Consider the following 11,780-nt stretch of genomic DNA (forward strand, 5'->3'; position numbering starts at 1 on the left):
TCCCGTTATCAAGAGCAGATTATCATATTTCTGATATTAGTGGGATAGGTTCGTAATTGCACCTGGGGAGATAGAAAATATTGCTAGTGCGTGAATGAAGTGATCGCGCAACGCCACAGCTTGTCCATCCTCGCCACGAAATACCGCTAGCCATTCTCCTAAAACAGTTCGTGCGAGTACAGTGTTAGGTCGTAGTTGTTTGCTGAGTGCGACAATATACCAAAAATCTGCAAATTGCATAGTGGGAGGGTAGAGAGCGATCCTGCAATTTTAACGCCCTCCATATCACAGCTTAATCTTTTACTTCCTCAGTTTCTTGAAAAATATCTTCATCATCTTCAATTTCATCAGATTCCTCTTCTTCCTCCTCAAAAGAGTCAAGCACATCTCGAACTTCTGTAAAGGAGTCATCTGATTCGGAAGATGCTTTTATTTGCTCCTCAGGTAATTCAACTTCAGGCAATATCACATGAAAATCTTTTCTCCAAGTGGAAATCAAAGGTTCATTCCACTTAACCTCATTACTTACCTCATCTTTAGTACTTTCTATCAACTTTCTTACACCCTCAGACGAATCAGACAATATCATTCTGACAAGTTCTACACATTTCTCATATCCAGAGCCTGTAGTTATCATGGTTAGGTTTTCATTTGGCCGGACTAGAACATTAGACCAATGAGATTGATCTCGGCCGAAGAAGCCATCTTTATCCATTTTAGTAATACTACGCGAGACGGCATTAAGCGTTTCTGAGATACGCTGCTCTGCGTTTATCCTGAGCAAGAATCTTGATACAGCGAAAAAAAGAATTTTTTGTCCTAGAACAGTATACAGAATATTTGAATCTCGTAATTTCTTTATACTTGCTTTTTGATTTGCACTTAATCGAGGTTGCTCTGGTTGAATAGGAATATTTATACCAACGTAGCTAATCTGTGATACCCAATCCTTAAATGGTTGAAGTTCAGTAAAAAACCATTTAAGCAATGCTTTTGTGCCTATTTGAGGAATTTTAGGATGAGACTCATAATAAGTTTCCAGCGCACTATTACGCTCAGTTGGTGAATTGAATGATTTTTTTAAAGCTTGCTTGGTATAGTCTTTCAATAGTTCAACAGTACATTGGCTCACTAAATCTAGAGTTGTTAGATAAGGTTCTGATTGAGTTAAATTTCTGGATTTAGAAGACCATTTAACGAATTTATCTTCAAGTACTCCTTCCTCTAAAAGCTTTCTAGGAATTAATGCTGATATTTTACTGTCATCAAGCAATAGTTGAGTTTGTTTATCAATTGATTTTGCAGTCTTGTTTATAACTGTAAAAATATTGCGAGTAGCCTTGATTATCTCATCTCTTACAGTTTCAGTTAAGTCTGAATAACCAACTCTACCAAGATTACCAAATACTAGATAAACAACAGGTATATCAAAGGTTTCTAAGCAACGGAAGTTTTCATTGATTTGTTGAGTAGTTAAAGCTTCTTTACCAGTATGAACATTCCAATATTTCTTTAAAGAGAGAAGTCTATGTTGACCATCAATTACTATTCTAGCTACGTTCTTATATAACTTTAAATTTACCCATTTTTCAACAACTTTCCCTTGACTACTGACTGTAGAAAAATCCCAAAACTCTCTTTGGTCATTCGAGTTTGGTAAAAGTACTACGACAATTGAATTAAAAAAACGAATTCCATCTTGCGCTAGGTAAGAAAATATTTCTGTATTCGCTCTATTTTCATCTAATTTTCTCTGAACTCTTTCGGAAAAGCTCCAACTGCCTTGAATTTCATCAGCAAATCTAATATTTTCAACTGCATCACTTTGATCAAGCGTTGTTATGAAGTACCTAACTTCAAACTTACCACTACCAAACTTACCACTGATTGCCTTATACTCAATAGTTTCAGGAGACTGATTATCTAATTCCATTTTTTAACTTCTTTGTGTATTAAACTTAGGCTGGCATAATTGAATCAACAGGCTTTCCAACTCTCTGGAAATATTTTTTGGACAAGGAAAGCAAACGAATAAAAACTCATCATTGGCTCTGAAATTTCCGTATTTTGATAAAAATCCATCGTCTCTTTCTAAATGTTGAATAAATCTATTTCTTAAATTTATTGCAGTACCAATGTAATCTGGGCGTTGGAGAATGCTACATGAAATTAAGAGATTTTTTAATATTCTTCGTTCTTTAGGTTGAGAAACAGCTTTGATAAATTGCTCCATTTTTGGAGATAACCCAACTGACTCTCCACAAGTATCAACTATAAACTTACTTCTATTATCTTCCTCAAAAAACTTTGTTTTAAAGACCGTATTTTTTATACGATTATCTATATACTCAGACAAATTGTTTTCTAAAAAATCGAACGCATGATAAAAAGCATAAATGCCTGAACTTTCAGGAAGATAATCTGCGGCAGATATAGTTGCTGTCACTACGATAAAATTTTTGAAAAAGTTGTCGTGAACCGTTTCTTCCATAGATATAAATCACAATAATTAATAATCCTCGGATATTCTATGTTAAATTGATATCCTGAATTATTAAAAAGTTTTTAGCTAACAATTTTTAGTCTATACATTTGTAATACTTGCATCAAAAAATGTCAAATGTTTTACTATATAAAATCTGTATAACAAACAAGCTAAAATATAGCATAAGAAGTAATAAAGAACATAAAATAATAATTCTTAACAATCAACCAATGACTGTCAGTGCAAAAACTTCTGTTTCAGATGGCTGAACTGCTCAGTAACTTAACTAGGCATTGAAGTATATCCGACCAAGTGATTCATTCATTAAGCCCTCTAATCTCTAAATCACTTGTAATATCTATTTGACAAGCTAATCGGGCATTGGAATCATTTGGAGCTAGTGTATCCAGCATTTCCTGTTCATCTAGTTTAGGGGCAGGAATTTCACCAATAACCTCAACTAAGCAAGTTCCACAAATACCAGTTCGACAACCAAATAATACAGGTGAATTCTGAATCGTTAGATGCTCAGATAAATTTTGATGACATTCCAGAGTGATAGGAGCAAAATCACTTTCAGGAAAAGAAATAGTACACAGGTTAGACATAGTATTTAAACCAAACTCTTGCGTTCTTATTTGTGGCTTTGCGCTTTTGCATGAGATAAACTAAAATCCTTCACATTCTCGCGATCGCACCGCTCAAACCGCCTAAAAGCACTTTGCTGAGTCGCTAAATATCGAGTAATCGAATTAGCTCCCATGAGTGACATTTCTCGATTGCGTTGCCAAAGATAATCGAGTTTTTCAACATACACTTTATAAGAAGCCATCGCCTCTTGATGAGTTAAAAAACTGCGCTGTAAACCTTCCGACTCTTCCGTAAAACAGCAACGCATCATTTCTTTAGCATCATTGTTGCTCATAGTAAAAATGGGCGATCGCAACACTCGATAAATCTTGCCATACAACGCTGGATCGTACCAAAAAATCCCGTTAATCGCAGCGGAAAAATGAAAATGATCGCGCTGACAGCCTAGCAATCCTAAATTAGCAACTAGTTGCTCAAATGCTGTTGGTGGTGCAAGGGAACTAACAACATCGTGAGATAAAATTGTCGAACTATTGAAGTGAAAGCTTTCATCAAGAAAGTGATAGTAAGATATTTTCGCAGGAATTGGAGCATTATCTTGATGGGGATATTTTTGATAATAATTGCTGAGTTTGTGCTGTACTAATTTGCCATTTAGTGTCCGCACTCCTCGAACTGTGAAATACTGACAAGCTAAAAAGGTATTATTCGCAGAAATCAACCCAAAGTATTGTAATTGAATTTTTTTCCACCAAGTTTTTAAAGCATTGGTGTCAGCATAAACCATCGTTTCGGTAAACGGGCCGCGCATGGGATAGGTAAAGATGAGTTCTCCAAATAAAGTTTGCTCAACTTGTTTGGCAATTGTGCGGAAGGCGTTGATATGCGCTCGTTCTTGAGAGGATTCTAAATCCAAAGTATCGCAGATTAAACGGAAGTCTTCTTGAGCGTAAAGTCCTGCTGCACTAGTTTGATTAAAATAGATGGTTGCAATTTCGGCGGAAACAATTTGTGAGTAGTATGCTACCCAATAAAGTTGATTTAAAATCACACGCTGATGTTGGCTGGACTGTTCCCACAAAGGTGTACCATACAGCAAGGAAAATTCTTCGGGATTCCAATATTCGTTTTGGCAATCTTCATAGCGAAAGTTAGCGGCTGCTTCATCCATTAAAGCAGTATGGTCTTGCTGTTTGTTGCGGGTGTGGTTAATTTGTAATTTGCGATAAGTTGTTGGGCTATCTGACAATTGATGAATAGTGTTTTTCATAAAAAATATCTAGAAATTGGTGGGCTAGTAGCGAGTCTTTTTGACAATGGTACAAGATGTAAACTATAAAATAAGCACAAGTTATAAAAATTACTGAAAATATTTATGAGCTTTTTTTGTCTAGTTCATGGTGCATTTCAAGGTGCTTGGTGTTGGGATTTGTTAATCCCTTATTTAGAAGCACAAGGTCATAAAACAGTAGCAATGGATTTGCCAATTGAAGATGCATCGGCAAGTTTATCGCAATTTGCTGATGTGGTAATTCAAGCGTTGCCAAAAACTGATGATGATATTGTACTAGTTGGTCATTCAATGGCTGGTACTGTTATTCCCCTCGTTGCAGAAGCTCATAAAGTACGTCAACTGGTATTTCTAGCTGCGCTAATTCCATACCCAAGAATTAGTATGCTCGATCAATTTTCTCATAATCTCGATGCTGATAGCCTCAAATCATTAAATTACGAACCAAAAAAGTTAAATCAACTGAAACAATTTCATGATGAACCTGATATGTTTAATCCAGTTTCTGTTGGTAAAGACTTTTCAGATGAAGCAGTATTGATTGAACTTTTCTATCACGATTGTCAACCGGATGTCATGCGCTGGGCACTTTCCAAAAGTCGATCGCAGCAATCAATGGCATATATTTATGAGGTAAATCCCCTGAAATCCTTACCAAATGTAGAATGTAAATATATTCTTTGTACTGATGACCGAATAATTTCTCCTGCATGGTCGCGCTACGCTGCACGTAAGCGCTTGGGAGTTGATGCTATTGAAATGCCTGGAGGACATTGCCCACATTTGTCTCGTCCTGCTCAACTTGCCTCAGTATTAACTAATTAAAACACACATTTATCAGCGGGGAGTGGTTCAAAAACTCCTCGTTCGTCTAAGGCTTGAACGATCGCATCTGCCGATCCTCCCCGCATGAGCGATCGCAATATTTGTAATCTTGTGCCACTGTGGGTTTGTGTATCTAATTCTTCGAGGATTTGGATTTTTTGCGATCGCGACAGATGTCCTTTCACCTGTTCGATTGCTGCTAGTACACTTTGCGGCCCCATCTGCACCATAAATAGAAACTGTGCCAACACATCAAGGATGGTTGCTTGACTGTCAGCTGCAACTGGAATTTGGTTAAACAATGTAGTTCCTGTAGCGTGATGGCGGGCTTCTGCGTCTAGAAAACTGGCGAACAGTTCGGCTAGTATGGGATGATGGCATTCTTTTGCCAAGCGGCGGTAATGGTTCAATCCCCATCCTTCGAGTACTATTTGAAGCACAAACAACAGCACTGTTTTGTCTGTACTTTCAACAACTTCTGCTAACAAGCGCACAAATGGATCGTTGCTGTTAGTTGGTTCTACTTCTGGTAAAAAATGACTTATTTGGCTAAGATGAGTCGCTTCATCAGCTGTAAACAGTCCGTAGAGCATTCGTTCTTCAACTGTTTCTGCTAACGGTACCATTTTTGCCATATAGCCAACGCCTGTTTTCTCAATGAAATATGATTCTTCTAACAGGCTGCGATTGGTAAGCCCAAGTATGGCAGATTGTTCGGCTGTACTCGCTTGTTGAAAAATTTTGACTTGATGCAGTTTGAAAAATTCAGCATCCCAATAATCCGAGTCAGGCTGCAAAGTATTATTGCCTTGATTCGGCAATGCTGCTTTTAGTATGCGTCGCAATCGGTCGTTGGGGTCTGTGTGCGGCAAATCGAGTCCGGCAATTCTATATGTATCAGTCATGCTAAAGCATTAAAGAGGTAGATGAATGGCGATCGCGCAGTGTTTCTGGACTATCAATAGCTTCCCAAGTTCCCCAGCTTAAGGCTTTCTGGCGATTTACGTGTTGGATAAATTGCAGAATTGACGCATCGGCTTTTGTGGGTGTCTTCAAATCAAACTGAATTGTCTGAAATACTTGCGTATCGCCTTTAGCGAAGTAATTACCAACCTGCTGCGTTAACCATAGCAACCCGCGATTTACACCCCATCCTAAACATCCAGGTCGCTTAGGAGTTACTAGGATTGTTTGCCCTTCAGTTTTGCCACCTTCAATCATTCGCAGTGCAAATATGATGTAAAAGTGCAGAAAATCCGGGCCTAATGTGACAGTGCCAGTACTGCCATACCAGTAGCACATACTGTAAGTGACTTCATTACGGTATCGGGGACGAATCAAGCGGATTAGCCAAGAATCATCGCCTCCACGTGTAGTGTTGCTGAAGGTAATAGCCTTATTGAGGTCTTGAGAATCAAAGACAATTTCTAAAGGCAGATTGTGTACAGTATTGAAATGGTGAGCGTCGATCGCATTAATCAGCAACACATTGGGATGGCAGTTTTTGATAAACCGAGTTCCCAACATATAATCGCAGTCTACCTGTTCCAGTTCTGGGACGAAAGGCAACGAACTTGGCTTTTCTTCTCCCACCCAAACCCAAATCATGCCGTACTGTTCTGCCGTCTGCCAAGTTTTGATACATACAGGTAAGGGTTTTCCTTGGGAAGGAACGTCTACACAAATTCCGCGATCGTCATATTTCCAATTATGGAAAAAGCAGCGAATTCCATCACCTTCTACCTTACCCTCTGCCAAATGAGCGCCCATGTGAGGACAATAAGCATCTACCGCCACCACCTGACCGCTGACTCCTCGATAAATTGCTAAGTTTCTCCCCAATAGTGTTACAGCTTTTACCTTGCCAACTTTTAATTTTCTAGATGGCAATGCCCAGTACCATCCTTCTACAAATTGTGTCGGATTGTTAAAGTTCGAGTGTTGGCTGGTAGAAGACATAATACTAATTCGTAATTCGTAATTCGTAATTCGTAATTCGTAATTAAGACACACTGTAAAAAACTTGAGATTGGCTGTTTTCAAGACTTTTGTTTGTTTCTCAAACAATACAATAGGACTTACGCAAGAACTCTCTGAAACTCTTATAACTTCGTGCCCTTTGCGCCCTTTGCGGTTCGTTTTTTCATAATTTTGCGTCAGTCCTGTACAAATCGCAATTTGGCATAAAAGTTAAATAAGCACAGATTCTTGGACAAATTCTAACAATGATTCTGATTTCCACATCCGTTGTCCGGCACGGGTGAGATTGTCATACCGGATTTCGGTTAAACAAACCAATTCATCGCCTAGCCGATAACCTAGGTTTTTTTCTTCAAAAAACTGGATATGGGGATTAGTCTGTCTTCCTGTGGGGATTTCAATTAAACCCTCGCGGAGAATTTGGGGATGTTGGAAGCGGACAATACCAGTTGTTTCTTCGTAAGAATCACTATAGTATTCTTGTGCTAAATTTCCCATCAAATTCGCAATATTCGCAGGTGTCGCTGCATCATAGCGGGGGTAAAACTCTTGCCAAAAGGTGGGAAGAAAGCGATAGGTACGAAAGCCAGAGCAAATCAGCAGCCAGTATAATTTATTTTGCGTATAGTATTGGCGAAGATAATTGACTGCGGCAATCCAAGCACGGGGTAGGGTTGTACTCGACCAAGCACTGGGATCGACGATGGTATCGCCAGAATAAACTACACTAATTTGCTCTCCTGCAAAAGTTGTCTGGCTCAACATCAGAGTCGAAAACCCTTTGAGAGTATTGGTGATTTCGTCCCTTAACAACAATACCCAGTTTTTGCGCTCTATATCTGCCTGGAATGCATCCCAGGTTACACCCTTAAAATGATTATTTAGCAATGCATACATAGCTGTGCGATCGCTTGGTTGCAGCTTTTGAACGGGAACCAGCCAACTCTTCATTATTCGGAAATTGCCTAAACTTAGTTTGAGGAAAGCCCTAAATTAACACTTTAGCGAGCGAAATGGTGAAATTACAGAGTTATGTGACAGATGCGAGAATGGTTATTTATACTACAAATACTAATTTTGACGAAGCTTCGCTGGGGCGGGGTGTCGGGTGTCGGGTGTCGGGTGTGGGTAAGAAATAGCCCCAACAACCAATGGAACACAAGCCCCATCTTTTCAAGACGCTTGGGTTTGTCGGAGTTCAAGCTCCGTCCAACGCCGTTTTCCCCTACACCCTACACCCTACCCCCTGCACCCCACACCCTGTTAGTGACCCTACTCTTAGTTTATTTGCGATCGCAGCAGTGCATGAATATGAATTATGGAGTTGGTGAAGATGCGGCTGAAGGATGTAAGTTTTCCCGAACCACTAAAACTGATTTCACGGGTCGCTTGATGAAATTGCCGTCTAAATCAACCTTGCCGTAAAAAGTTTTACCCTTGTAGTACAACGAAGACGAACTGCCTCCATCTAAATTCATCGCTTTTTGAACGCCAAGGGTTTTCAGAAAATCTGCCAGTGCTGGTAAGGATATCCCGGAAGTAGAAGCTGAGGGTTTTTGAGCTACCATGACTAAAACAATACTGCCATCACTGGTAATGCCAATGGCAGTCCTAGCGTTGGGTTGGTTGCTACCAAGTGCATCTCGTTTATTGGCGTTATCCACAAAACCCTCTTGCACTAAGTTGAGTTCTGGTAATAAGCGCGGGCCAGCGCCAACAGTATCGATTAACTGACAACCTGCTGGCGGTGATGCATTATGCAAGGCAATATCATAGCGGACGTTTTGCCCGCATTGGTAACGGCGGAATTCTGTGCGATTAAAAATTTGACCGAGGTAAGGCTTTAAATTAGGATTTTTTACTAAACGCTCATTGTCTTTAGGGTCAGCCACCAATTGACCAGCGAGAATGACATAAGATGTAGATTTTTGATTAACTGGGTCAAAAAAGCCTGCATTTAATATAGCGATCGCCCGATGCTTTTGGGCAAATTCCTCTACGGTGTTTACCTTGGCAGATAATGCTGGAGTTACCACAAATTGGTTATTAGCTGGAATTAACAGGATGTGAGCTATACCTTGGGGTAAGGTGCGCTCAAAATAGTGGATAGTTTTTTGAGGTGAGGGTGTACCAGTTGGTACAACAGAAGATATGGACGGCAAAGAGGAACGCCAGACAAACCAAATCCCTGCACTCACTAGTGTTAAACCCAGCAGCCAAATTTTTCTCACTTTACCTCCAACATAGCTGGCATATTCTTATGGATGCTAGCTTATGAGTGCGTGCTGCCTCTTGTCACTATCAGCTTACCTGACTGTAGGCGATCGCTCCCGCACCAAAAAACCCAGTCATAATGACCGGGCTTTTGATGGGGCTATATTCCCCAAAGGTTAGTTATAGAAGTTACATATAAGTTGCTTTTCTAATAAGGACTACCACGCCTAGATTGCAAATTCCAGAAAACTAAAATTATTTTTTGCGGGATGTTATCTATTGGAACGAATACGCCTGACTTGGCGCTGCTTAAATAATGACTTGTTCTAGTATTGGGAGTATTCTCGCCTCGAAAGTCACACCTGAAATCTGCCACAAAAGCTATTCAGTGGGTAAATTGGGATATAGATCCAGAAGATTTTTCTGTGCAAACCTAACCCGCAAATGGTAATGAGAGACTACTACGGTGATTTTTTGATTCGTAACTGGGAGGAAGGCGATCGCACAAGAGCCGCCGCAGTCATCAGTTATGTATTATCAGAATACGGTCTGGGTTGGGAACCCAACGGCGCAGACAAAGATGTACTACAAGTCGAGGAACATTACTTAGCAACTGGCGGTGAATTTTGGGTAATCGAACACCAAAGCCAGATAGTAGGTACTGGAGCATACTATCCCGTGCATCGTGGCAAAAAAGCTGTAGAAATCCGCAAAATGTATCTTTTACCCAGCGTTAGAGGTTTGGGACTAGGGAAATATTTGTTAGAACAGCTAGAAGCAGCCATCTCCTCCCGTGGTTTTCAGCAAATTTGGATTGAAACCGCCAGCGTTTTGGTGGAAGCAGTCAAGTTATATGAAAGTAACGGCTACCAGCCAACAACGGGTGTAGAAACAACTCGCTGCGATCGCGTATATGTTAAGTCAGTGGTCAGTGGTCAGTAGTCAGCGGTCAAAAACAACTAACAACTGACAAAGGACAAATATCTAATGCTCAAAGGCTTACTCAACCTTTTTCTGCAATCTAATTGCCCCTTATGTCAAAGGAGCACATATGACGATTTATGTCAATACTGTGCCAGACAATTGCAAAGTTGTCACCATAAAGATCCTAGCTGTTTATGGCAAGATCCAATACCAATTTTTGGTTGGGGAGTTTATGGCGGTACTCTCAAACGAGCGATCGCAGTTATGAAATATGAAAATCAACCTCAAATGGCTCGTCCTTTGGGTCAATTGTTAGGAGAAGCATGGTTGTTAAATTCACCCGAACGCGATCGGCAGCTTCTAGTCGTGCCGATTCCACTTCATGCTAGTAAGCAAAAGCAACGCGGCTACAACCAAGCTGCACTGATAGCCCAAAGTTTTTGCCAAACAACTGGATTAAAATTAAAACCAAATGGCTTGGAGAGGGTGCGAGAGACGAAAGCACAGTTTGGTTTATCGGCATCTGAGCGAGAGAATAACTTAGTAGAAGCTTTTGCTGTTGGGCCAGAACTTCGCCATCCCCGCCTAAATGCCCCAGTGTTGTTAATGGATGACATTTATACTACTGGTGCAACTGCCTCTTCTGCGATCCAAACACTCCGCCAGTGTGGAATTGCAGTTTTAGGTTTAGCGGCAGTTGCCACTGCCGTAAAAGACAACTATACCCAGAAATCATGGGCAAGCCATCCATGAGAAATCTATAATTGACCAAAGAAAGAATGAAGTATATAAGGATGCAAGATGAAAAAAGATAACAACTCGGACTCAGAGTAAGCTGATTTAACCGTGTTTTACTTGATACTTGATACTTAATACTTGATACTTCAGGTGACTGATTATCCTGTGTTTGTGGGAAAATACTTGAAATGTATGAATAAAGCATTTGCTGCGACTTTAAGAAAATTAATCATCTTTCCTGTCACGTTGTTGGCAATTGGCATAAGTACAAGAGCGGCATTTGCTCAAAATAAGTTATACAGTCCAATTCCTTTAACTACTACTGGTGCAGAACTTTCCGATACGCTCTCAGAGAAAGATATTCCCACAGGTCAGGGTGGATTTGCCCGCGATTATATGGTGAAGTTGACTAAGGGTGATAATCTAGCAGTCGATCTATCGTCTGATAACTTTGACAGCATTATCACATTGTTAGCACCCGATGGCTCGACAATAGCAGAAAACGATGATGGCCCGGACGGCACAAGCAATTCTCTACTATTTACCCGCATCAACGAGACTGGGACGTATGTAATTCGCGTGCGATCGTTTGGAGAAACAGGAGTTGGGAAGTTTAAACTCAAGGTGACAAAGCTGCAACCGATTAAATAAAGTGCTGAGTGCTGAGTGCTGAGTGCTGAGTTATTTGTAATTTTTCTCCCCCTGCCCCTCTGCCCCCTTGCTCCCTCATCT

General features: G+C 40.3%; 15 protein-coding genes. 6 read left to right on the forward strand and 9 right to left on the reverse strand.

The window, feature by feature from the left end; genetic code table 11:
• Positions 1 to 36 precede the first annotated feature (36 nt).
• The 5 genes from I8752_RS11940 to I8752_RS11960 all read right to left on the reverse strand — a co-directional run bounded on the left by I8752_RS11940 (position 37) and on the right by I8752_RS11960 (position 4,346).
• Positions 37 to 240 (reverse strand): Rieske (2Fe-2S) protein, encoded by a 204-nt coding sequence (locus tag I8752_RS11940; RefSeq protein ID WP_225895619.1) that lies wholly within the window; start codon positions 238 to 240, stop codon positions 37 to 39.
• A gap of 52 nt (positions 241 to 292) precedes the next feature.
• The gene (locus I8752_RS11945; RefSeq protein WP_214432533.1) at positions 293 to 1,933 is read right to left on the reverse strand and encodes a DNA sulfur modification protein DndB; all 1,641 of its coding nucleotides are present in this window, start codon (positions 1,931 to 1,933) and stop codon (positions 293 to 295) included.
• Positions 1,934 to 1,936: 3 nt separating this feature from the next.
• Positions 1,937 to 2,491 carry a GIY-YIG nuclease family protein gene (locus I8752_RS11950; protein ID WP_214432534.1) on the reverse strand — a complete coding sequence of 185 codons (555 nt, stop codon included), beginning with the start codon at positions 2,489 to 2,491 and terminating at the stop codon, positions 1,937 to 1,939.
• A 311-nt stretch (positions 2,492 to 2,802) separates the two neighbouring features.
• A complete protein-coding gene (locus I8752_RS11955) occupies positions 2,803 to 3,093 on the reverse strand; it encodes a 2Fe-2S iron-sulfur cluster-binding protein (RefSeq protein WP_214432535.1) in 291 nt (96 codons plus the stop codon).
• A gap of 26 nt (positions 3,094 to 3,119) precedes the next feature.
• Positions 3,120 to 4,346 (reverse strand): P-aminobenzoate N-oxygenase AurF, encoded by a 1,227-nt coding sequence (locus I8752_RS11960; RefSeq protein WP_214432536.1) that lies wholly within the window; start codon positions 4,344 to 4,346, stop codon positions 3,120 to 3,122.
• A gap of 105 nt (positions 4,347 to 4,451) precedes the next feature.
• Here I8752_RS11960 and I8752_RS11965 point away from each other — a divergent pair, with 105 nt between their 5' ends.
• The gene (locus tag I8752_RS11965) at positions 4,452 to 5,192 is read left to right on the forward strand and encodes an alpha/beta fold hydrolase (protein ID WP_214432537.1); all 741 of its coding nucleotides are present in this window, start codon (positions 4,452 to 4,454) and stop codon (positions 5,190 to 5,192) included.
• Here I8752_RS11965 and I8752_RS11970 read toward each other — a convergent pair.
• The 3 genes from I8752_RS11970 to I8752_RS11980 all read right to left on the reverse strand — a co-directional run bounded on the left by I8752_RS11970 (position 5,189) and on the right by I8752_RS11980 (position 8,123).
• Entirely contained in the window at positions 5,189 to 6,097 is a 909-nt protein-coding gene (locus tag I8752_RS11970; RefSeq protein ID WP_214432538.1) for a ferritin-like domain-containing protein, read from the reverse strand. The two genes, I8752_RS11965 and I8752_RS11970, sit on opposite strands and share 4 nt — an antisense overlap.
• Position 6,098: 1 nt before the next feature.
• Positions 6,099 to 7,151 (reverse strand): aromatic ring-hydroxylating dioxygenase subunit alpha, encoded by a 1,053-nt coding sequence (locus I8752_RS11975; RefSeq protein ID WP_214432539.1) that lies wholly within the window; start codon positions 7,149 to 7,151, stop codon positions 6,099 to 6,101.
• A 231-nt stretch (positions 7,152 to 7,382) separates the two neighbouring features.
• Positions 7,383 to 8,123 carry a hypothetical protein gene (locus tag I8752_RS11980; protein WP_214432540.1) on the reverse strand — a complete coding sequence of 247 codons (741 nt, stop codon included), beginning with the start codon at positions 8,121 to 8,123 and terminating at the stop codon, positions 7,383 to 7,385.
• Positions 8,124 to 8,185: 62 nt separating this feature from the next.
• On the opposite strand from I8752_RS11980, the gene I8752_RS38005 reads away from it, so the two are divergent.
• Positions 8,186 to 8,311 (forward strand): hypothetical protein, encoded by a 126-nt coding sequence (locus I8752_RS38005; protein WP_263985299.1) that lies wholly within the window; start codon positions 8,186 to 8,188, stop codon positions 8,309 to 8,311.
• Between the two features lie 12 nt (positions 8,312 to 8,323).
• On the forward strand, positions 8,324 to 8,503 hold the full coding sequence (locus I8752_RS11985; RefSeq protein WP_214432541.1) for a hypothetical protein: 180 nt from the start codon (positions 8,324 to 8,326) through the stop codon (positions 8,501 to 8,503).
• On the opposite strand, the gene I8752_RS11990 is transcribed toward I8752_RS11985, so the two are convergent.
• A complete protein-coding gene (locus I8752_RS11990) occupies positions 8,489 to 9,403 on the reverse strand; it encodes a phosphodiester glycosidase family protein (protein WP_214432542.1) in 915 nt (304 codons plus the stop codon). The two genes, I8752_RS11985 and I8752_RS11990, sit on opposite strands and share 15 nt — an antisense overlap.
• A 433-nt stretch (positions 9,404 to 9,836) precedes the next feature.
• On the opposite strand from I8752_RS11990, the gene I8752_RS11995 reads away from it, so the two are divergent.
• The 3 genes from I8752_RS11995 to I8752_RS12005 all read left to right on the forward strand — a co-directional run bounded on the left by I8752_RS11995 (position 9,837) and on the right by I8752_RS12005 (position 11,699).
• Positions 9,837 to 10,328: a GNAT family N-acetyltransferase gene (locus tag I8752_RS11995; protein ID WP_214432543.1), complete on the forward strand. Its 492-nt coding sequence runs from the start codon at positions 9,837 to 9,839 to the stop codon at positions 10,326 to 10,328.
• Positions 10,329 to 10,373: 45 nt separating this feature from the next.
• Complete coding sequence (locus I8752_RS12000) at positions 10,374 to 11,063, forward strand: ComF family protein (RefSeq protein ID WP_214432544.1); 690 nt, start codon at positions 10,374 to 10,376, stop codon at positions 11,061 to 11,063.
• A 177-nt stretch (positions 11,064 to 11,240) separates the two neighbouring features.
• Positions 11,241 to 11,699, forward strand: a complete 459-nt coding sequence (locus I8752_RS12005) for a PPC domain-containing protein (RefSeq protein WP_214432545.1) — start codon at positions 11,241 to 11,243, stop codon at positions 11,697 to 11,699.
• Positions 11,700 to 11,780: the final 81 nt, after the last annotated feature.

Origin of the sequence: Dendronalium phyllosphericum CENA369, assembly GCF_016056275.1 — a bacterium.
Taxonomy (GTDB): domain Bacteria; phylum Cyanobacteriota; class Cyanobacteriia; order Cyanobacteriales; family Nostocaceae; genus Dendronalium; species Dendronalium phyllosphericum.

Coding starts and splice junctions, on each gene's coding strand:
- I8752_RS11940 (WP_225895619.1), bottom strand. CDS start 240: ATGCAATTTGCAGATTTTTGGTATATTGTCGCACTCAGCAAACAACTA.
- I8752_RS11945 (WP_214432533.1), bottom strand. CDS start 1,933: ATGGAATTAGATAATCAGTCTCCTGAAACTATTGAGTATAAGGCAATC.
- I8752_RS11950 (WP_214432534.1), bottom strand. CDS start 2,491: ATGGAAGAAACGGTTCACGACAACTTTTTCAAAAATTTTATCGTAGTG.
- I8752_RS11955 (WP_214432535.1), bottom strand. CDS start 3,093: ATGTCTAACCTGTGTACTATTTCTTTTCCTGAAAGTGATTTTGCTCCT.
- I8752_RS11960 (WP_214432536.1), bottom strand. CDS start 4,346: ATGAAAAACACTATTCATCAATTGTCAGATAGCCCAACAACTTATCGC.
- I8752_RS11965 (WP_214432537.1), top strand. CDS start 4,452: ATGAGCTTTTTTTGTCTAGTTCATGGTGCATTTCAAGGTGCTTGGTGT.
- I8752_RS11970 (WP_214432538.1), bottom strand. CDS start 6,097: ATGACTGATACATATAGAATTGCCGGACTCGATTTGCCGCACACAGAC.
- I8752_RS11975 (WP_214432539.1), bottom strand. CDS start 7,151: ATGTCTTCTACCAGCCAACACTCGAACTTTAACAATCCGACACAATTT.
- I8752_RS11980 (WP_214432540.1), bottom strand. CDS start 8,123: ATGAAGAGTTGGCTGGTTCCCGTTCAAAAGCTGCAACCAAGCGATCGC.
- I8752_RS38005 (WP_263985299.1), top strand. CDS start 8,186: ATGGTGAAATTACAGAGTTATGTGACAGATGCGAGAATGGTTATTTAT.
- I8752_RS11985 (WP_214432541.1), top strand. CDS start 8,324: ATGGAACACAAGCCCCATCTTTTCAAGACGCTTGGGTTTGTCGGAGTT.
- I8752_RS11995 (WP_214432543.1), top strand. CDS start 9,837: ATGAGAGACTACTACGGTGATTTTTTGATTCGTAACTGGGAGGAAGGC.
- I8752_RS12000 (WP_214432544.1), top strand. CDS start 10,374: ATGCTCAAAGGCTTACTCAACCTTTTTCTGCAATCTAATTGCCCCTTA.
- I8752_RS12005 (WP_214432545.1), top strand. CDS start 11,241: ATGAATAAAGCATTTGCTGCGACTTTAAGAAAATTAATCATCTTTCCT.